The organism is Rossellomorea aquimaris (assembly GCF_000935355.1).
Classification (GTDB): Bacteria; Bacillota; Bacilli; order Bacillales; family Bacillaceae_B; genus Rossellomorea; species Rossellomorea aquimaris_B.
Map to the genome: position 1 here is coordinate 48974 of NZ_JXZC01000006.1, position 21494 is coordinate 70467.

Sequence of the window (21494 nt, forward strand, 5' to 3'; positions counted from 1 at the left end):
TTTCCGATCGGAAATCTGCCTTTACCATTAAGATTCAATTAAAAACCCTGCTTCATGAAGGGCATTTTCCGCTTTTTCAAGGGTTTCTTCATTTGGAGCCAATAACGTATGTAAATGAACTCCATCTGTCAGTTCCGATAGGAAGGAAGCTCCTGTATCCTCAATTTTGTTCATGAATTGTTCTACCTCTTTACGGTTTGAAACCATGATTGAAGCCGTTAAATCTCCGTAAACGCCGTGCTCGATCTTCACATCTTTAACGGTGACACCGTGATCGACAAGTAAGAAGAGTTCTTCTTCCGACCGCTCAGGTGCATGCCGGCAAGCAACCGTCCGTTCAATCATCGTATCCTGATTCGAGGCAGGCATATATAAATAGCCCTGACTGGTTGCTATGATGGGTTCTCCTTTTGCTTTCAGCAATGTAATGTCGCTTACGATGACTTGGCGGCTGACATTGGTCTGTTTAGCGAGATCGCCACCTGTTATAGGGGCCTGTTTTGTGATTAGTTTATCGAGGATCCATTGTCTTCTCTCATCTCCAAGGATCTTTTTTCCTGCCAAAGATATCTCCTCCGTCCCCAATTTATATAGGAAATCATACCACAACTTGTTCTTCAAGTTAAGGAAGATACATGAGCACCGTGTATTTCGTATAATGTGTGAACTAGTTTCTCTATATGCCCTTCCTTTGTCTCTTTCCCAAATGAAATGCGTATGAATTCTTTCCCCGCTCTTTGATCGACCCCCATGCTGGCCAGTGTTTTCGACATGTCCAGAGTCCCTGTCCCGCAAGCGCTCCCTGTGGAAATGCACATCCCCCTCCGGTTGCATTCAAGCATGAGCCACTGACCCTCAAGCCCATGGATTCCAAGGCCGATTACATGTGGCAGCTGTGCGTGTGCGGGTCCCTCATAGAGAGTGTAGGAACCCGGGAGAAGTTCTTCTAAAAGTGATAAGAAATGGTGTCTCAACCGGACATAATGCGGGATTGAAAAGGAATCATGACAAATGCCTGCGGCTGTAACGAACCCTGCTATTCCGGGCAGATTCACCGTTCCTCCCCTGAAGCCATCCTCATGTGACTGTCCGGGGATCATAGGTTTGACATCGATAGAAGGATTGATATAAAGGGCTCCGACTCCTTTTGGTCCATAAATTTTATGAGATGATACAGTGAAGCTGTCTACGATGGAAGTGAATCCCGTGATGTCTATTTTCCCAAAAGATTGGACCATATCACTGTGCAGCAAAATATCATTGATCTCAAGCCGGTTCTTGATGTCCCGGAGAGGCTGGATCGTCCCGATTTCCCCGTTGCAATGTCCGATGCTCACGACGGTTGTTTCTTCTGAAATCGATTCTTCCAGTTTCTTTAGATGAACCAATCCTTGAGACGTGGTGGGGATCTTCGTCACGGTAAACCCCCATTGTTCAAGGAAAGCGGCAGAGGAATGCAGGGATGAATGTTCTGCACCACCAATGATGATGTGATTTCCCCTGTCCTTCCTGCTTAGTGCGAGCGTGACAAGGGCTAAATGATTACCTTCTGTTCCCCCGGAAGTAAAGTAGATCCCTTTAGACGGGACACCAAGGATTCCAGCCAATTTTTCTCTGCAGTTTGTCAGTAGAAGCTGTGCTTTTCCGCCTATGTCGTGAAGACTGCTCGGATTCCCCCAGAACTCATCACTGACTGTTTGATACACATTCAGGCTTTCAGGGTCAATAGGGGTTGTAGCAGCGTAATCAAAATAGTTCATCATGTAACCTGCCTTTGTTTAAAATAGTCTGAATATATGAGTCTTGTAAAAAACTCTTGTCATTAGTTTAAATATGTGTAAATATATGTGTCAAGACACCTGTAAATAATCAGGAGGGTTTTTGATGGAAAAGGCCGATGTTTTGATCGTTGGAAGTGGCATTGCAGCATTGCAATTGGCACGCCAACTTCAAGATCATTTTTATGTGATGATTATCACAAAGGATAAAATCGTAAGTGGCAACTCATATCTTGCACAAGGTGGTGTTGCAGCAGCTTTAGGACACAATGATTCCGTCCTTGCTCATTATAAAGATACATTAGAAGCAGGACGCTATCATCAGGATGAAGATAGCGTGAATCAACTCATTGTAGATGGAAAACGAATCGTAGAATCCCTGGTCAACGAAGGGGCCCCTTTTGACCGGAAAGAAGATGGGAGTCTTTCCCTCGGGATGGAGGGAGCCCACAGCTCAAATCGCATATTGCATAGTGGGGGAGATCAGACAGGGAAGTATTTGGTTAAGCATTTATTGAAATCCCTTTCAAAAAACAAAGTCGAATTTATTGAAGGTGAAATGGTTTATGAGCTTGTTAAAGATGAAAGGGGTCACTGTTGCGGGGTGAAAACGAAGGATAACAGTGACGCTATCCGCTATTATTTCGCTTCCCACGTTGTTCTTGCCACGGGAGGGATCGGGGGCTTGTACCCCTCTACATCCAATCATCCGGCGGTAACGGGTGATGGAATGGCCCTTGCTTTTCTTGCCGGTGCTAAACTTGCGGATATGGAGTTCATCCAGTTTCACCCGACTTTGCTTTGGCTGAACGGGAAAACATGCGGTCTTATCTCAGAGGCAGTAAGGGGGGAAGGAGCTCTTTTGCTAAACGATAAGGGAGAAAGGATCATGGAGGGAGTGGATCCCCTCCTGGAGCTTGCACCACGCCATATTGTGGCTGAAAGCATCTTTAAGGAGCGGCAGAAAGGGAGAGAAGTGTATTTAGATATAAGTAGAATAGAAGACTTTCAACAGAAGTTCCCCTCCATCTCCTCCCTTTGCTCAAAACATTCGATTTCTGTTGAGGAAGGGAAGATCCCTGTTTCTCCCGGATGTCATTTCATGATGGGGGGAGTAGTGACCGATCGTGTGGGCAGGACCAATATTCCGGGACTATATGCGATAGGAGAGGTAGCCTGCAGCGGTATACATGGAGCCAACCGGCTGGCCAGTAATTCATTACTGGAAGGATTAGTATACGGAGACCGGCTTGGAAAATACCTTATTCAAAAGGGGGCAGGGGCAGGCAATCATTCACCCCCTCTGCTCTCTTCGATTGCTCCCATTAAAGAAGGAGAGTCGGCACATATCCCTTTTCAATCCAGTGATGTGAAAGAAAAAATGATGGAACATGTAGGGATTATCCGTAAAGATGATGGACTGATGACTCATCTGAATTGGTTAAGATCCCAACCCCTGACATTTCATGAGCATATCGATTTCAATTCACGCGAAGAGATTCATACATACTTCATGTGGATTGTAAGCTTACTCGTCACTCAGTCCGCTTTATTGCGGACAGAAAGCAGGGGAGGGCATATTCGATCAGATTATCCCCTGGAAGATAATGAAACATGGTTCAAACGAAAAATGATTTTACAAAACAAAGATGGGCGATTGAGGGTGGAATATCATGAACAAAATGAAACTAAAATCTATGCTTGAAGAGTTTTATCGTGAAGATCTCGGGGATGGAGATCACTCATCGGAAATCCTGTTTTCTAAAGACGATGAAGGATCTTTTTCATTCCTGATGAAAGAGACAGGGATATTTTGTGGGAAAGATGTGATCGAGCTTGGGTTCGGGCTCTTCAATCCATCGATCCAGTCAAGGGTGTTCATTGAAGATGGGGAAAAGGTCGAAACGGGACAATTGATTGCAGAAATCAGGGGTCCTATGAGGGATCTTCTCCAGGCTGAACGGGTTGTCCTCAATTTGATCCAGCGCATGAGCGGGATAGCAACCGAAACCCACCGGGCTGTTGAGCAGGTGAAGGGTAGTGGAGTCCGCTTATGTGACACCCGGAAAACAACGCCGGGGTTACGGATGCTTGAGAAATATGCTGTAAGGACGGGGGGAGGATTCAACCACAGAAACGGCCTTTATGATGCCGTCATGTTAAAAGACAATCACATTTCATTTGCCGGATCGATTACAAATGCTGTCAAGCAGGTGAAAAGTCAAATCGGTCATATGGTGAAAGTGGAAGTGGAAATTGAAACGAGGGAGCAGCTGATGGAGGCGATTGAAAGCGGAGCAGACGTCATTATGTTCGATAATTGCACTCCTGCCACCATAAGTGAGTGGATGGCGCTTGTTCCTCCACATATTGTGACAGAAGCTTCAGGAGGTATTACGAGGGAATGTCTTTCAGCCTATGCGGCTACAGGAGTTCACTATATCTCCCTCGGATACTTGACACATTCAGTAAAATCACTTGATATCAGCGCACGTGCAGGAATCGCGAAAGGGGTATGAATATGGGGTTGCTTGATGAATTAACGAAACAAACAGGAGTTCTGCCTGAATCGATAACAAGTCTATCGACAGAAGAGATGGAGAACCGGGTGAGGGAAATTAAGCTTCTACTTGGAAAGAAGCTTTTCATTCCGGGGCATCATTATCAAAAAGATGAAGTGATCCAATTCGCTGATGCGGTTGGTGATTCTCTTCAGCTTGCCCAAATATCCGCTCAGAATAAAGAAGCGGAATACATTGTGTTTTGCGGAGTGCATTTTATGGCTGAAACGGCAGATATTTTAACGGATGAAAATCAAGTTGTCATCCTGCCTGATATGAGGGCGGGGTGTTCCATGGCCGATATGGCCGATATTTATCAGACGGAAAAGGCATGGACCAGACTGATGGAGATATTTGGTGACACAATCATTCCCCTCACGTATGTCAATTCCACAGCAGCCATCAAAAGCTTTGTAGGAAAGAATGGGGGAGCGACGGTTACGTCATCAAATGCACATAGAATGGTTGAATGGGCATTAGGGCAGAAAGAGCGGATTCTATTCTTGCCTGATCAACATTTAGGGCGCAATACAGCAGCTGATCTTGGTGTTTCCTTGAGTGAGATGGCAGTATGGGATCCGATTCGAAACGAGATGATCCATGATGGGGACCTTGATGGCGTGAAAGTGATCCTGTGGAAAGGGCATTGTTCCGTTCATGAGAATTTTACAGAGAAGAATATAGAAGAAATCCGGAACAATCATCCTGACATGAAGATTATCGTCCACCCGGAATGTCGCCGCGAAGTGGTAGAGAAATCAGACTTGAATGGAAGCACGAAATTTATAATCGAAACCATCGAACAATCTCTTCCGGGCTCTGCATGGGCGATAGGCACAGAAATGAACCTTGTGAAGAGACTGATCAATCAGCATCCGGATAAAAACATCGTTTCACTTAATCCTTATATGTGTCCTTGCTTAACGATGAATCGCATCGACTTACCACATTTAGTGTGGGCATTGGAGCGAATTATTGAAGGAATACCGGAAAATATCATTAAAGTCGATGAAGATGTATCAAAAAATGCAATATACGCTTTAGAACGCATGTTAAGCCGTGCTTAATGAATATATAAATAATGAAAAGACCAAGCCGAAATATACCGTCTCATCGCCTGAGACGGTATATTTTTTTTTGAACACACATAAGTTTTTATGTAGATGATTAGCAATTTGCCTATCTTGTCATAGGATATATAGACTTATGCCTGAGGAGGGAAAAAGAGTGAAAATCCATATTGTTCAAAAAGGGGATACTCTATGGAAAATCGCCAAGAAGTATGGCGTGAATTTCGAAGAGTTAAAACAAATGAATGCCCAGCTATCAAACCCTGATATGATCATGCCTGGCATGAAAATTAAAGTGCCGACTACAGGCGGATCCGTTAAAAAAGAGACACAAATCAAATACGGGTCCAAGGAAATGCCTAAGAAAGAGATGCCTAAAGCAGAGCATCCGTTCAAAGAGCAGAAGCCTATGGCCATGCCAGTCGAAGAGCCAAAGAAAGAAAAGCCGAAAGAAGCACAAAAGCCGTTTGCTCCAAAAATGCCTCAACCAGTAGTGCCGGAAATCGATATTAACAACTACTACATGATGAATATGGCGAATATGCAAATGCAAATGCCAAAGCAGCAAGCAAAGCCAAAACCAAAACCTCAAACGCCGCCTAAACCTACTAATGTACTTCCGAAAGCAAAAGAACAACCTAAGCCAAAACCGAAGCAAGAAGCCGTCCAAGGTGTTCAAGAAGAAGAAAGCTTACAAATGCCATCACAACCACAAGGAGGGAACACCCAACCTATGTATAACCCAAATAATTGCGTACCTGTATCACCGGTAATGCCAGGACCAGGTTTCTGTCCACCACATGGATGGGGAATGCAGCCAGGAGGATATGGAATGCCGATGGGCCAAGGGATGCCAATGGGTCCTGGGAGCCAGGTTCAGGGGGCATCCATGATGCCGGGAATGCAGCAGATGCCAATGATGCCTCAAATGGGATATGAAGAAGAATCTTCTTCCGTTATGCCATACATGCCGCATGGTCAAATGCCGATGCAACAGCCGATGCAACAGCCGATGCAGATGCCGATGCACATGCAGCAGCCGATGCAAATGCCTATGCAGCAGCCAATGGGTCAGCCGTCAGGAGTGATGGGTGTATCAGATGAAGACGATTATCCATCGGTTCAAATGCCACAACAGGTATCACCGGCCATGATGTGGCCACAGAATTGCTATCCGGTCTCTCCTGTCATGCCGGGACCAGGTTTCCAGGGAGGAATGCCGGGTGGATATCCAATGGGACCTGGAGGCCAAGTACAGGGAGCGATGTCGGAAGAGTCTCCGTCTTCACCGATGATGCATGGCTATCAAATGCCAATGGGTCAGCCATCCGGAGTAATGGGTGCACAAATGGGCGGTCAAATGCCAATGGGTCAGCCATCCGGAGTAATGGGCGCACAAATGGGCGGTCAAATGCCGATGGGTCAGCCATCCGGGGTAATGGGAGCAAATGATCAAGGTGATTGCGGATGCGGTGGACCTCAAGGGTATGGGCCAATGATGCATCATCCGATGATGCAACAGCAAATGCCACAACAAATGCCTCAAGGAATGCAGCAACAACCATACGGCTTCGGACCAGGGATGATGGGTCAGGGAATGCCAGGTCAAGGAATGCCGATGGGACCTCAAGGTCAGGGAATGGGAATGCCGATGGGACCTCAAGGAATGTTTGGTCCAAGAGCATTTTCCATGCCGAACTTCCATGACGATGACTTTGAGGGCTAACATGCATGTACGGGGGGACGATTATTCACATCGTCTCCTTTCTTTTTTACAATATAAGCTGAACGATCCGGGAGCATCCCTCAAAATGTTAAAAGAAGGGAAATGGAAGCTGAAAAGCAATGGTAGAAAGTGGTTTGTGAAACGATTTCCAAATCAACTGAAATTCTTACAGCAGGAGCGGCTGATTTCAACGCTGTTAAGAGAAAAATTCTATCACGTCCTGCCGTTTCATCCTATTCATGAGCGGGAGATATTATTATTTGAAGGATCGACAATCGGTATTACGGCGTGGTTAGAAACGTCTCAATCCATACGTTATGATCAATCCAAAGATCGGGAAGATGCATTAAAGGTCCTGAAAAAATTTCATTCAGTAACAAAAACAATCCGGGATTCATGGACCACAGAGATTCCCAGATATCAATGGTTGAAAAAATGGAAAAAACGAATGGTGCAGTTTCAATATAATCTTCCCTATTTACAAGCCTTCATTCAACCTTATTATTTGTATACGTATTTAGAATGGGGGAAGTGGGCACTGAAAGAATTAAAATCAATCGGCATCGATGAGAATGGAAAATGCATTACTCATGGAGATGTAGCACATCATAATTTTTTAAGAGGAAAGAATGGAATCGTGTATATGATCGACTTTGATTTAATGTCAATTTCTACAGAATTAACCGATGACCTGCAGTTCTGCAACCGGATTTTACCATATTTAAATTGGACGTTAACTGACATCAAGCGCCAGACTCCGTTTCAATCCTACGAGGATGAGCTTATCTTTTATCTTGGTTTAATGTATCCGTCAGATGTGTTTCGTGAGTGGAATCGATTCATCCGCGAAGATCAATCCTATAAACAGCGTGTGTGGGGTTATTTAATCGATTTAACCCTTAACCAATTCCCACAGCGAATGCAATTCAATCAAGAGTTGCATGGGGAAGTGAAAAGGATCAATACCCAATTGTAGGGGATGTCTCCAAACTTTGACCCGAATGAAAGGTGAGCCCCTTTCACAACCTAATGGTGAGCACATAATATGCTCGAGAATTGGGTTGAAGGAGGAATCACCATTGAATAAACGATTATTCATGGTACCATTAACAGCCGTCATGACATTGGGCCTTGCTGCATGTAATAGTGGAGAAGAAGAAGCTCAAGATCGATACACAGACTCCTATGAGCCACTAGGCTTCTATTCAAACGAAGGCCACGGGGGAGATAAGGGAGATGAGAGGGACGGACCTCTAACGGAAATGTATGACCATTCTGTCGGGAAAGAGGGTCAGGATATCCGTCAAAAGAAACGAGATTTCCTTCAAGTAAGGGATGAGAATGGGAATCCTAAAAATCCTTCAAGACCACTTGCCAACTATGATGAGAATTTCTTAGCACAAGACGGTCGCGCAAGCCATGGCGATGCGAATTACCATGGACACCTTGATGATAATACACGAAATGCCAAGAGATCTTACTATACAGCTTATGAAGGGGACTTAGCTGAGAAAATTGGCGATGTCACAGGGAAAGTTGAAAATGTCAGCGACGTTCGTGCGGTTGCTTATGGTTCAGATGTCCTCATTGCTGTAGAGCTGGATGACCACAGCAAAATCGAGGAAACGAAAGCTCGGGTCACAAAAGCCGTACAGCCTTATCTTCATGGAAGGTCCGTTTCCGTTGTGACTGATGAAGGGACGTTCAGTCGGGTCAGGAATATTGACAATGATTTACGTGACGGCGGACCAAGAGAAGGAATCAACTTTGATATGCACGATATGTTTAAATCTGTGAAGAACCGTATCAATGAGTAACAAGTGTGAGACTACTTAAAGAGTTCAATCTCTTTGGTAGTCTTTTTTTGTTCAGCTCCGGTGTGTGCATCCTCCTCCCTTTAGTGAGGGTGGTAAAAAACTCCACTCCCCCCGAGGTCCGTCCCTCCTGAAAAATTTCACTCCGGACTGGATATTCTTAACAGGGTTTGGCAAGACTAGTGGATAGAGCGTTACATAAATTAAGTTCGAGGTGATCACGATGACGATTAAGGTTCGAATCGTGTTTATGGTGATGTTGTTAATAGGTGCTTTTTACTTCACATTCTTTTATACAGAAGAGAAGCAGGCGGCTGACGGGGGCTCTCTTGAGGAGCTGAATGAAACGCCTGCAGAGGTAACTTCCGCCCACACGATCACAGTCATACTTGAAAGAGTATATCTGGATGGTGAAGTGAGTGAGGAAATCGTACAGGAAACGATTTGGAGCATGGAAGATTTCTGGGCTGCATATGAGGATTGGCAGCTGATGGATATGACGGAAGAACAGATCGTGTTTCAAAAACAGATGGATGATATTTCACCACTATTAAAGACGAATGGATATTTTGGTATTTCTGACAATGGCGTCCTCTCCATATTCAATGGGAAACCCGGACAGGCAGAAATCATTCAGTCCTTCTTCCAGATTGATGTAAAGAGACTTGAAAGTAAACGACATGATGATTTAGTCAAAGGCATCCCTATAAAGTCGAAGGAAGAGTATGAAGAGGTTCTCGAACAATTTAAACCTTACTTGGTGCCAAAATAACAGAGAAAACCAGTGCGCTCGCCACTGGTTTTTTATTTTGAATTTTTTTCTGCCCAATCCTGGTTCAATCTGATAAAATTAGAACAAGTGTTTCTCTTTTCATCACTCTTTCCGATCACAGGAAATAGTGATATGATACAATAGGTTTTACATGACTTTTTACGCAGGGTTTTTTAATAGGGAGAGAAAAATAGATGTATGAGTATATAAAAGGAACGGTTAGTCAAGTCGGTCCTGAATATGTAGTAGTGGAGAATAATGGGATCGGATATCAGTTATATACGGCGAATCCGTTTGTTTATTCTAAATATCAAAATCAAGAGATTCAGATTTTTACATATCAGCATGTGCGTGAAGATCTCATTGCCCTATACGGATTTTTGGCAATGGAAGAGAAATTACTTTTTATGAAACTATTAAATGTTTCAGGTATTGGTCCAAAGGGAGCTTTGGCGATTCTGGCCTCAGGTGCTCCCCAGCAGGTGATCACCGCCATTGAAGAAGAGAATGAGAGCTTTTTAACGAAATTCCCCGGGGTGGGTAAGAAAACGGCGCGTCAGATGATACTGGACTTAAAAGGGAAGCTTCAGGATGTTGTGCCTGATTATTTTCCTAGTTTATTCTCAAATCCCGAGGAGGCAGAAATATCCTCAGGGAAGGATGAGGCCTTTGACGAAGCGATTCTTGCCCTTAAAGCCCTTGGCTATTCTGAACGTGAAATCAAGAAAATCACTCCAAAGTTAAAAGGAGAAGGGCATACCTCGGACGAAATCATCAGAAAAGCTCTTCAGCTCCTATTGAAATAAGTGGATTCCATGAAGGGAGGAAGTCTGGATGGAAGAAAGAATCGTATCAGGCGAATCAGAGTTAAATGAAGATTCCTTTGAATATTCCCTGCGTCCGCAGACAATAAAACAATATATTGGGCAAGATAAAGTAAAGCATAATCTGGAGGTATTCATTGAAGCGGCCAAGATGCGTCAGGAAACCCTGGATCATGTTCTTCTTTACGGTCCACCTGGATTGGGTAAAACGACCCTTGCTGCTGTCATCGCAAATGAGATGGGCGTGAACTTACGTACCACATCCGGTCCCGCTATTGAGAGACCGGGAGATTTAGCTGCGGTGTTAACGGCACTGGAGCCTGGTGATGTGCTGTTCATCGATGAAATTCACCGTTTGCCACGTGCCATTGAAGAAGTTCTTTATCCGGCGATGGAAGACTTTTGTCTGGATATCGTGATCGGAAATGGTCCGAGTGCCCGGTCTGTCCGTTTAGACCTTCCGCCTTTCACACTCGTGGGAGCGACGACCCGGGCCGGTGCATTATCGGCCCCGCTCCGAGATCGGTTTGGTGTTTTATGCCGATTGGAATATTATAATGAAGAACAGTTGAATGAAATTGTTCAACGGACAGCAGCAATTTTAAACACAAAAATCGAAGCGACCGCGTCCGAGGAGTTGGCGCGCAGGTCAAGAGGGACACCGCGTATTGCCAATCGATTATTACGAAGGGTGAGGGATTTTGCCCAGGTGAAGGGGAATGGGGATATTACAACCACCCTCTCAAGTGAAGCCCTCGAGCTTCTTCAAGTCGACAAACTTGGACTTGATCATATCGATCACAAGCTCCTTAAAGGTATCATCGAACGCTTTAGAGGCGGACCTGTGGGACTTGATACAATCGCAGCGAGTATTGGGGAAGAATCACACACGATTGAAGATGTATACGAACCCTACCTCTTGCAAATTGGATTTCTCCAAAGAACGCCAAGAGGAAGGATTGTCACGCATCTTGTATACGAACATTTCCAGTTGGAGGTGCCGGACAATTGACGGGAAAGGTACTGATGATTATAGGTGGAATCATTCTCATAATTGGATTCCTCATGCAATTTATCAAAATAGGCAAGCTTCCTGGAGACATTATCATTAAAAAAGAAAACACAACATTTTATTTTCCACTTATGACTTCTATTCTGGTAAGTGTTATACTTTCCGTTGTCTTTTATTTAATTGGGCGATTTAAATAGGATTCATGGGTGAGATTTAAGTAAGCTGGGTGACAAATTGTGAAAGTAGAAGATTTTGATTTTCATTTACCGGAAGAACTGATTGCACAGACCCCTCTGGAAAATCGTTCGGAGAGTAAATTGATGGTGTTGGATAAAAAGGATGGATCCATTGATCATCTCCAATTTAAAAATATCGTAGATTTCCTGAACGAAGGGGATTGTCTCGTTTTAAATGACACAAGAGTACTACCGGCACGCCTTTTTGGACAAAAAGAAGATACGGGTGCCAATATTGAAGTGCTTCTTCTGAAACAAGAGGATGGAGATCAGTGGGAGACGCTGGTCAAGCCTGCGAAACGAATTCGTGTAGGGACGGAGATTGTCTTTGGAGACGGAAAGTTAAGAGCAACCTGTGTCGGCTTAAAAGAGCATGGGGGAAGAATTCTTGAATTCCATTATGAAGGGATTTTCTACGAAGTTCTCGATGAATTGGGAGAAATGCCCCTGCCTCCATATATTCGCGAGCGATTGGAAGAACAGGACCGCTACCAAACCGTTTTTGCAAGGGAAAGAGGTTCAGCGGCAGCACCGACGGCTGGTCTTCACTTTACGGAAAAACTGCTGGAAGAACTGAAAGAAAAGGGTATACATATTGCGTTCATTACCCTGCATGTGGGGTTAGGGACGTTCAGACCGGTTTCCGTCGATACGATTGAGGAACATGATATGCATGCAGAGTTCTATCAGGTTTCTGAAGGGACGGCCCGTCTTTTGAACGAGGTCAGAGCAAAGGGAGGCCGTATCATAACGGTCGGAACAACGTCTACGCGTACCCTTGAGACCATTGCGTCAAAACACGGAACATTCGTGGAGGAAAATGGATGGACCAATATTTTCATTTATCCCGGCTACGAGTTTAAAGGAATCGATGGGCTGATCACAAATTTTCATTTACCGAAATCAACCCTGATCATGCTGGTCAGTGCCTTTGCAGGGCAGGAAAACGTCATGCATGCCTATGAAACGGCTGTCAAAGAACAATACCGCTTCTTCAGCTTTGGAGATGCTATGTTTATTAAGTAATACATCCATGTAACAAATTATTAACCCCTTAAAGCGGAAGGAGAATTCGCACGTTGACTGCAATAAAATATGAGTTAATCAAAACATGTAAACAAACCGGAGCGAGATTGGGGCGCGTTCATACGCCACACGGCTCATTTGAAACGCCGGTCTTTATGCCCGTTGGAACGTTGGCCACAGTAAAAACCATGTCTCCAGAGGATTTGAAATCGATGGACGCCGGGATCATCCTGAGCAACACATACCATTTATGGTTACGCCCCGGACACGAGATTATAAGAGAGGCAGGCGGCCTTCATAAATTCATGAACTGGGACCGTGCCATCCTGACCGATTCCGGTGGCTTCCAGGTGTTCAGTTTAAGTAAGCTTCGCCAGATTGAGGAAGAGGGTGTACATTTCCGTCATCACTTGAATGGAGATAAGCTTTTCCTCAGTCCTGAGAAAGCAATGGATATTCAGAATGCCCTTGGCTCTGATATTATGATGGCCTTTGATGAATGTCCGCCGTATCCTGCAGAATATGAGTATATGAAGAGTTCCGTAGAGCGTACATCCAGATGGGCAGAGCGCTGCTTGGCTGCTCATCAGCGACCACATGATCAAGGATTATTCGGGATCGTGCAAGGCGGGGAGTACGAAGAGCTCCGTAAACAAAGTGCCCGTGATCTTGTATCCATGGATTTCCCTGGCTATGCAGTCGGAGGACTTTCTGTCGGGGAGCCGAAGGACGTCATGAACCGCGTTCTGGATTTCACGACTCCACATCTTCCGACGGATAAGCCGCGTTACTTAATGGGTGTTGGATCTCCTGATTCCCTCATCGATGGATCGATTCGTGGGATCGACATGTTTGACTGTGTCCTTCCAACCCGTATTGCCCGTAACGGTACGCTTATGACAAGCGAAGGCCGCCTTGTCGTGAAAAACGCTAAGTTTGCAAGGGATTTCAGGCCGATCGATGAGAATTGTGACTGCTATACATGTAAAAATTATAGCCGTGCATATATCCGCCATCTGATTAAATGTGACGAAACGTTCGGAATTCGCCTTACGACTTATCATAATCTTCATTTTCTGTTAAAATTAATGGAGCAAGTCAGACAAGCGATCCGTGAAGATCGTCTGGGAGACTTTAGAGAAGAATTTTTCGAGCAATACGGATTCAACCGACCTGATGCGAAAAACTTCTAAAAGCTAAACCATAAATAGATAGATGAAAGGAGGGGAAAAGAATGGGAGGAAGTTTAGGAACAATTTTACCTTTAATATTGATGTTCGTTCTGTTTTACTTTTTACTGATCCGTCCTCAGCAAAAGCGTCAAAAAGCCATTTCAAAAATGCAAAATGAGCTTGCTAAGGGTGATAGAATCATCACGATCGGTGGATTGCACGGTGCGATCGATGCGATTGAAGAAGGAAAGGTAGTCATCCTATGTGGTGACGGCAGCCGTCTTACATATGATCGTAATGCGATCAGAGAAGTAGTGAGAGCAGATTAAGTATAATAAAAAAGGGTTCCTCAACATTGTGCCAAGGCACTTTGGGAGGGACCCTTTTTTATTCGGCGAGGGAACTAATTATCCCTTTTTCCACCACTCATATTCACTCCGAGGATCCCTCCCATCATGGCTGTGAGGATGTAGCAGCCGTGATAGATGAGCTGCTCCATTGAAAACAGACTATCGTATCCGAGGTATTGAAATAAGAAAATGACCAGGGTGTAAATGAGCCCTGTTGATCCCCCCAGAACCCATCCTTTTGTCTTTCCTTTCCCACCAGACATAAATCCTCCAACAAATAAAGACAGAAACGATATGATGGTGACAAATAATGTGATGGAGCTTTCCGTCAATTCCGTAAACCGAAGCAGTAAAGAGAATAATAAGCTTGCGACAATCGCTATGACAAATATGGTTGTTGTCCCGTATAGAACGGCACCTCCCATTTTTTTCGCCTCGATGATGGTCCTCTCCCTTCTAACTATATAAATTTTAATCATGTGATAGTACAAGCATATTCATCCAACATTAGAAAAAGACTAGAAATTTTTTGTGGTCAAGCCTCATAGACTAGTATGAAACTTCCTGGAGAAGGAGGGGCTGTGACCATGTCTCCGATGATCGTGTTGATTGTGTTTGTTTCCGTATACATCCTTCTGATGACTGAAAAATGGAACCGTGTACTCGCTGCCATGGCAGGCGGTGTTGCCATGCTTTTAATCGGAGCTTTTCCCATTGAGAAGGCGTTGTTTACGTATATAGATTGGAAAACCATCACTCTGCTGTTTTCCATGATGTTAATTGTGACGTTGACAAGTAAAACGGGGTTCTTTGAGTATATCGCGATTCGGTTTGCTCAATGGGTGAACGGGAATGGACTGGCTCTTCTCATACTATTTTCCTTATTGGCTGCGGTTGGCTCTGCCTTTTTAGCTAACGTAACGATTGCCATGTTATTAGTGCCGATCCTTTTTAAATTGACGAAGCTGCTTGAACTTCCTCCCATTCCTTTTCTCATCATGACGATCCTCGCTTGTAATATTGGTGGAACGGCGACTCTAATTGGCGACCCGCCCAATATGATGATCGGTCAGGCGGTTAAACACTTTACGTTCAATGCCTTTATTGAAAATTTATTACCCGTCGTTTTGATGGTTTACGTCGTTACTTTACTTATCATGTGTGTTCTGTACAGAGAAGTCCTCTTTGTCAAGGAAGACAGGAAATTACTCCTTAAAGGAATCAATGCAGAAGAGTATTTAAAGAAAGACAGAGGGCTCCTTCAGTCCCTGTTCGTGCTTGGACTGGTGTTGGCCGGTTTTTCTTTATACCCGATGTTTCATCTCGATGTAACGACCGTCTCTCTTGCCGGGGCTGTTCTGTTAATGCTGCTTCTGGAAAAGATTTATCCTCCGGAATCGATATTAAAGGAGGTGGAGTGGGGGACACTGTTTTTCTTTATGGGCTTATTCCTTCTTGTGGGAGGGGTAGAAGAAGCGGGCTTCATAGATGAAATCGCCCGTGAAATTTTGCGGCTGACAGATGGGGATATGAAGAAAACGGCATTTGTGATTCTGTGGGGAACCGGTTTATTGTCAGCCATTGTAGACAACATTCCATTTGTCGCTGCCATGATTCCGGTCATACAGGAATTTGGAGAGTTCGGGATGGTCAATATGGATCCGTTATGGTGGTCGTTGGCACTAGGGGCATGTTTAGGCGGGAATGGTACATTGCTTGGTTCTTCTTCCAACCTTGTGATTGCGGGCCTTGCATCCAAGGAAAATGTACATATCAAGTTTTATCAATATTTGCTTATCGGTGTACCGGTGACACTGATTTCCCTTGCAGTATCAACGGTCTACGTGTATTTCAAATACATCCGGCCATTCTTGGGTGGATAATTATTCCTCCCATTAATTTTCCCTATCTGTCGATACTACATAGTGACATGTGTATGAAGGGGGAAAAGCAGTGGAGGAATATTTTATTATTATTATACGCACTCTTTTTCTTTACTTTTTGATCATCTTTATTTTTCGAATCATGGGGAAAAGAGAGATCGGTGAACTAAGCATACTCGATTTGGTGGTATTCATCATGATCGCAGAGATGGCCGTCATGGCCATCGAGCAACCCAAGGACCCCATTATCCACACGATGCTTCCAATGGGAGTCATTGTAATGATTCAAATGGTATTTGCCTGGTTTTCCCTGCGATCCAAATCATTCCGTGAGCTTTTAGATGGTAAACCGTCAGTGATCATCCATAACGGTAAAATCGATGATAAGGTGATGAAGAAGCAGAGGTACAACTATGATGATTTACTCCTGCAATTAAGAGAAAAAGATATCTTCAATGTGGCAGATGTTGAATTTGCCATTTTAGAACCATCGGGAAAACTATCGGTATTAAAGAAAGATGACAGTGAGGAATGCTCTCAGTCCTTGACCTTACCGCTTATACTGGATGGACAGGTCCAGACCACTCATCTGGATATGATCGGAAAAACGGCTTTCTGGTTACGTAAGGAATTGAGGGAGAGAGGCTTTAAGAATATACATGAGATTTCTTTTTGCAGCTTTCAAAACGGGGAATTCTATATTGATGAAAGAAATCCATAGTTATAAAACGCAGGATCTGTTACCGTTCATGTGAAAAATCCTCAACATTGTTGAGGATTTTTCATGTGCGTTGAAATTATATCGTAATAAACCTGCGGATAAATGGAATACGTGCAAGGTCGCTTTTAAGGATAAGCTTAAGGGCGATTGAAAGGAGAAGGTACACAACCGTTGAAGACGTGACTCCAAATAATAAGCGGAACAAAAGGCCTTCATCGCTGAAAAAGTATAGATAAGAATAATGACCCCATGCTCCTGTAGCGATCAGTACGATTCCAATCTTAAGGTAATCCCGTAAATAGATCGTCATCGGAATGTATTTAAGGATGGTCATGAAATGAAGCATGGTGACGAGCATAAAGCCCGTGACAATCCCGAGAGCAGCTCCGTTGATGCCAAAAGCGGGTTGTGAGGCAAGAATGAAGATGACACCGGTCTTCACCACGGCACCTATTAAGCTGTTGATCATAGCGGCTCTCGCAAGGTTAAGGGCTTGCAGTACGGCTTGCAGGGGCCCTTGATAGTAATAGAATAAAAAGAAGGGGGCCATGATCATCAAGAAGCCTGCACCACTCTCGCTACCGTACATCACCTGCATGAGAGGCTTGGCGTAAATGTAAAGGATGACGACGGAGATTCCACCCGTAATCAAGCAGAATCGCAACGCCTGCTGTAACCTGTACTCAATTGATGTGAAGTTCTTTTGAGAGTTCGCTTCGCTTATGGCTGGAACAAGAGATTGTGATAATGAGAGTGTGATGAATGACGGAAGGAACAAGAGAGGGAGGGCATACCCTGTAAGGGACCCATACTGTTTCGTTGCCACCCCGGCCGCCACTCCGGCAAGGGCTAAGCTATTGACAACGACAATAGGTTCGAAAAACCAGGCAATCGACCCGATCATTCTACTCCCTGTAGTAGGCAATGCCACACTCATCAACTCATTAAACGTCTCCCGGCCATTTCGGATCGATTTGAAGAAGTTTCGTCTGATTTTGAATTTTTTCTTTAATTTGAAGCTTGTGAACAGGTAAAGCAGGGAAGCGAGTTCCCCTAATACAGATGCTACCATCGCAGCTGCGGCAGCGTATTCAATCCCATATGGAAGAAAGGTTTTGGTTAAGACGGCAATCAACGTAATCCGGACCACTTGCTCGATGACTTGGGAATAAGCAGATGGCTTCATGTTCTGTCTTCCCTGGAAATATCCTCTGATGACGGAGGAGATCGCTACAATCGGAATGATCGGTGCGATGGCTACCAAAGGATAATAGATTCGATCGTCTGTAAATAAAGTTTCTGTCAAGTAGGGAGCAAGCAAAATGAGAGCCGGGGTGAAGATGATGGAAAGTCCGAGTGTGATCGATAAGGAAACCACCAGGATTTTTTTTACTTTCCGGATATCCCCTTTTGATTCAGCTTCAGCCACATTTTTCGAAATGGCTACAGGAAGGCCCAGTTGAGTGATGGTGATGACAAGTATCAGGGTCGGGAAAGCCATCATAAACAGGCCGACGCCTTCTTCACCGATGAATCTCGCGACGACGATCCGGTTTACAAACCCTAATATCCTAGTAATAAAGGCGGCCATCATTAAGATCATGGTGCCTTTCAGAAATTTTGACATAAAATTCCCTGCCTTCTCAAAATTGGTATTATCGTATACAATGATGTATATGCACAAGGGTGGACAAAGCATGACAAGTAGTGAACAATTCCGGCTAAATATAGCCCAGATGGGGTGAACGGGAATGAAGAATAATCAGCATCCTTATGAACGTTTTTATGAATCTTTGGAACCAGCACTTATCAGCAAAGTAGAAGAATTCGAAATCCTTGGGTATGGAGAAGCTGAAGTCGACAGACTTTGGTCCTACCTAACGAAGAAGAAATGGAAGAAACCCGAAATAGATGTGAAATTCTTTCAGTTAGTGAGTGATGTGTTAACGGTTAAACCCGGGGAGTATATGAGCTTTGAAACAATTGAAGCATACAGGTCTCCCAATTGGTTCGCGGATGTGAATGAGGATGAGTTGAACGAACTTCTTCGTCCTAATAAGCACATAAAATAGTCCGAAAAGAAATTGACACCTTTTTCTTTCTCATAGATAATGAGAATATTGAAGATTTCAGGAATTATATTACTTTTTGAAGCACATAGTTCGTATGGTTTTTAAAACGGCAAGGAGGATCTATACATAATGGTAAAGCGTGGCCGAATAATTGCCTTCTTTATACTTGTGGTATTACTTGCAGGTACTATGGGAGGAACAACGAAGAGTATTGTCGATAACATCAAATTAGGATTGGACCTGCAGGGTGGGTTTGAGGTTCTTTACGAAGTTCAACCGATTAAAAAAGGTCAGGAGATCACGAAAGAAACGGTTGCCAATACAGCCGATGCGCTGGACAAGCGTATTAACGTATTAGGTGTCAGTGAGCCTAATATTCAAATTGAAGATGGAAATCGGATCCGTGTTCAATTAGCGGGAGTGGAAGACCAAAACGAAGCAAGAGAAATCTTGTCCACTCAAGCAAACCTCTCGTTTCGTGACGTAAATGATAAAGTTCGCTTGGATGGATCGGATCTTGCATCCGGCTCCGCAAAGCAAACCTTTGATGATAAGAACAACCCAATCGTTTCATTGAAATTAAAAGATCGTGAAAAATTCTATGAATTAACGAAGGAAATATCTGCTATGGCCCCTCAAAATCAGCTTGTGATCTGGCTGGATTTCGAGGAAGGAAAAGATTCTTATCAAGCGGAAGTGGGGAAAGAAGACCCGAAATTCCTTTCTGATCCTGCTGTAAGGCAACCGATCAACTCCGATGAAGTCATCATCGAAGGGAATTTCACCGTTGAGCGTGCCCAAAATCTTGCTTCATTATTGAATGCGGGGGCACTCCCGGTCAAGCTGGATGAAAAATATTCAACTTCTGTCGGGGCAAAGTTCGGTCAACAGGCACTTGATAAAACAGTCACTGCCGGAATCATCGGGATTGCCATCATATTCCTATTCATGATAGCGTATTACCGTTTCCCTGGACTGATTGCAACGATCACCCTTTCCGTTTATATATACTTGATTCTATTGATTTTCGACCTAATGAATGGGGTCCTTACACTTCCGGGGATTGCAGCCCTCATCCTTGGGGTCGGTATGGCCGTTGATGCCAATATCATCACGTATGAACGGATCAAAGAAGAAATGCGTGTAGGAAAGCCGATACGTTCAGCCTTCCAAGCGGGTAATAAATCTTCCTTCTTAACGATTTTGGATGCGAACGTAACGACGATCCTTGCAGCAACGGTCCTATTCTTATATGGAACAAGCTCTGTAAAAGGATTTGCGACGATGCTGATCGTCAGTATCCTGACAAGCTTTATAACGGCCGTATGGGGTTCACGTTTATTACTTGGACTGTGGGTAAACAGCCGCTTCTTTAACAAAAAACCGGGCTGGTTCGGCGTGAACAAAAACGAAATCAAAGACCTGGCGGAAAATTACGATACGCTGGATCTGCCGACTCGTTTCGATCGCTTTGATTTTGCTGCACAACGAAAAAAATTCTTCGGGTTATCAGCTATCCTGATCACAGCAGGAATTATCATCCTGGCTATTTTCAGATTGAATTTAGGGATCGACTTCGTGAGTGGTTCACGTATGGAAATCCTTGCTGATGAAAGCTTAAAGACAGAAGAGATACAAGAAGAATTAACAGAACTCGATTTGCCTTCTGAAGATGTGGTCATTTCAGGGGACGAGGAAAATATCGCCGTCGTTCGCTATACGGAAGATTTAAACAAAGATGAAATCGCCACATTAAAGGACCGATTTAACGAACTGTACGGAGCGGAACCAAGCATCAGCACCGTTTCTCCAGTCATCGGGAAAGAGCTTGCCAAAAATGCGATGATCGCTGTTGCGATTGCATCCATAGGGATTGTCATCTACGTGACATTCCGATTTGAATGGAGAATGGCAGCCGGTGCGATCCTTGCACTCCTGCATGATGCATTCTTTATCATAGCCTTCTTCAGCTTAACACGGCTTGAGGTAGATCTAACATTTATCGCAGCCGTCTTGACCATTGTAGGTTACTCGATCAACGATACAATCGTTACATTTGACAGGTTACGTGAGAATCTTCATAAGAAGCGTCGTCTGAAAACGGATAAAGACATCGAAGACGTAGTGAACCAAAGTATCAGACAAACGATGGGGCGTTCGGTTAATACCGTCTTAACCGTGGTGTTTACAGTTCTTGCTCTCATGATCTTTGGAAGTGAGTCCATCCGTAACTTCTCCATTGCCTTATTGGTCGGGTTGATTTCAGGTACGTATTCTTCTGTATTCATTGCCTCTCAAGTTTGGCTCGTGTTGAAGAAGAAAGAACTGAAGAAAAAAGGTACGATCAAAACAGTAAAAGAAAAGAAAACGTGGTCGGATGAACCACAAGTTTAAGAGATTGGATGGGTCCGGGGAGTACTTCTCCCAGGACCTGTCTTTTTTTGTTTTTTTACGGCATTGGGTTACAATAATAAGAG

Annotated in this window: 21 protein-coding genes; 17 read left to right on the plus strand and 4 right to left on the minus strand. The window is 44.1% G+C overall.

Annotated features, from left to right (window positions below; translation table 11 throughout):
- Positions 1-27 precede the first annotated feature (27 nt).
- Complete coding sequence (locus TV75_RS14540) at positions 28-564, minus strand: transcription repressor NadR (RefSeq protein WP_044339523.1); 537 nt, start codon at positions 562-564, stop codon at positions 28-30.
- A gap of 53 nt (positions 565-617) precedes the next feature.
- Positions 618-1763, minus strand: a complete 1146-nt coding sequence (locus tag TV75_RS14545) for an IscS subfamily cysteine desulfurase (protein ID WP_156142457.1) — start codon at positions 1761-1763, stop codon at positions 618-620.
- 121 nt (positions 1764-1884) lie between these two features.
- On the opposite strand from TV75_RS14545, the gene nadB reads away from it, so the two are divergent.
- From nadB to yajC, 13 genes are all read left to right on the plus strand, one after another.
- Positions 1885-3483: an L-aspartate oxidase gene (nadB, locus tag TV75_RS14550; RefSeq protein WP_044339525.1), complete on the plus strand. Its 1599-nt coding sequence runs from the start codon at positions 1885-1887 to the stop codon at positions 3481-3483.
- Entirely contained in the window at positions 3452-4297 is an 846-nt protein-coding gene (gene nadC / locus TV75_RS14555; RefSeq protein WP_044339526.1) for a carboxylating nicotinate-nucleotide diphosphorylase, read from the plus strand. Before nadB ends, nadC begins: the two co-directional genes overlap by 32 nt.
- 2 nt (positions 4298-4299) lie before the next feature.
- Entirely contained in the window at positions 4300-5406 is a 1107-nt protein-coding gene (gene nadA / locus TV75_RS14560) for a quinolinate synthase NadA (RefSeq protein WP_044339527.1), read from the plus strand.
- 160 nt (positions 5407-5566) lie between these two features.
- Positions 5567-7135 carry a SafA/ExsA family spore coat assembly protein gene (gene safA / locus TV75_RS22195; protein WP_052504570.1) on the plus strand — a complete coding sequence of 523 codons (1569 nt, stop codon included), beginning with the start codon at positions 5567-5569 and terminating at the stop codon, positions 7133-7135.
- Between the two features lies 1 nt (position 7136).
- Complete coding sequence (locus TV75_RS21205) at positions 7137-8111, plus strand: phosphotransferase (protein ID WP_052504571.1); 975 nt, start codon at positions 7137-7139, stop codon at positions 8109-8111.
- A 103-nt stretch (positions 8112-8214) separates the two neighbouring features.
- Entirely contained in the window at positions 8215-8952 is a 738-nt protein-coding gene (locus TV75_RS14575) for a YhcN/YlaJ family sporulation lipoprotein (RefSeq protein ID WP_044339528.1), read from the plus strand.
- Between the two features lie 220 nt (positions 8953-9172).
- Entirely contained in the window at positions 9173-9721 is a 549-nt protein-coding gene (locus TV75_RS14580) for an intercompartmental signaling factor BofC (protein ID WP_082051296.1), read from the plus strand.
- Between the two features lie 194 nt (positions 9722-9915).
- The gene (gene ruvA / locus TV75_RS14585) at positions 9916-10527 is read left to right on the plus strand and encodes a Holliday junction branch migration protein RuvA (protein WP_044339529.1); all 612 of its coding nucleotides are present in this window, start codon (positions 9916-9918) and stop codon (positions 10525-10527) included.
- A 28-nt stretch (positions 10528-10555) separates the two neighbouring features.
- Positions 10556-11557: a Holliday junction branch migration DNA helicase RuvB gene (gene ruvB / locus TV75_RS14590; RefSeq protein ID WP_044339530.1), complete on the plus strand. Its 1002-nt coding sequence runs from the start codon at positions 10556-10558 to the stop codon at positions 11555-11557.
- Positions 11558-11571: 14 nt separating this feature from the next.
- Positions 11572-11754, plus strand: a complete 183-nt coding sequence (locus TV75_RS14595) for a DUF2905 domain-containing protein (protein ID WP_044339679.1) — start codon at positions 11572-11574, stop codon at positions 11752-11754.
- Positions 11755-11793: 39 nt separating this feature from the next.
- Positions 11794-12819 (plus strand): tRNA preQ1(34) S-adenosylmethionine ribosyltransferase-isomerase QueA, encoded by a 1026-nt coding sequence (queA, locus tag TV75_RS14600; protein WP_044339531.1) that lies wholly within the window; start codon positions 11794-11796, stop codon positions 12817-12819.
- 53 nt (positions 12820-12872) lie between these two features.
- Positions 12873-14012, plus strand: coding sequence for a tRNA guanosine(34) transglycosylase Tgt (tgt, locus tag TV75_RS14605; RefSeq protein WP_044339532.1), 1140 nt, complete (start codon positions 12873-12875; stop codon positions 14010-14012).
- Between the two features lie 41 nt (positions 14013-14053).
- Entirely contained in the window at positions 14054-14320 is a 267-nt protein-coding gene (gene yajC, locus TV75_RS14610) for a preprotein translocase subunit YajC (protein ID WP_044339533.1), read from the plus strand.
- 74 nt (positions 14321-14394) lie between these two features.
- Here yajC and TV75_RS14615 read toward each other — a convergent pair whose 3' ends face one another.
- Complete coding sequence (locus TV75_RS14615) at positions 14395-14766, minus strand: TIGR04086 family membrane protein (protein WP_044339680.1); 372 nt, start codon at positions 14764-14766, stop codon at positions 14395-14397.
- A gap of 162 nt (positions 14767-14928) precedes the next feature.
- Between TV75_RS14615 and TV75_RS14620 the strand changes: the two genes are divergently transcribed.
- The gene (locus tag TV75_RS14620) at positions 14929-16224 is read left to right on the plus strand and encodes an ArsB/NhaD family transporter (RefSeq protein WP_044339534.1); all 1296 of its coding nucleotides are present in this window, start codon (positions 14929-14931) and stop codon (positions 16222-16224) included.
- Between the two features lie 70 nt (positions 16225-16294).
- The gene (locus TV75_RS14625) at positions 16295-16945 is read left to right on the plus strand and encodes a DUF421 domain-containing protein (protein ID WP_044339535.1); all 651 of its coding nucleotides are present in this window, start codon (positions 16295-16297) and stop codon (positions 16943-16945) included.
- 76 nt (positions 16946-17021) lie between these two features.
- Here the strand turns inward: TV75_RS14625 and spoVB are convergent, their stop codons facing one another.
- Positions 17022-18572, minus strand: a complete 1551-nt coding sequence (spoVB, locus tag TV75_RS14630; protein WP_044339536.1) for a stage V sporulation protein B — start codon at positions 18570-18572, stop codon at positions 17022-17024.
- A gap of 124 nt (positions 18573-18696) precedes the next feature.
- Here spoVB and TV75_RS14635 point away from each other — a divergent pair, with 124 nt between their 5' ends.
- Positions 18697-19017 carry a post-transcriptional regulator gene (locus TV75_RS14635; RefSeq protein WP_044339537.1) on the plus strand — a complete coding sequence of 107 codons (321 nt, stop codon included), beginning with the start codon at positions 18697-18699 and terminating at the stop codon, positions 19015-19017.
- Between the two features lie 129 nt (positions 19018-19146).
- On the plus strand, positions 19147-21411 hold the full coding sequence (gene secDF / locus TV75_RS14640) for a protein translocase subunit SecDF (protein ID WP_044339538.1): 2265 nt from the start codon (positions 19147-19149) through the stop codon (positions 21409-21411).
- Positions 21412-21494: the final 83 nt, after the last annotated feature.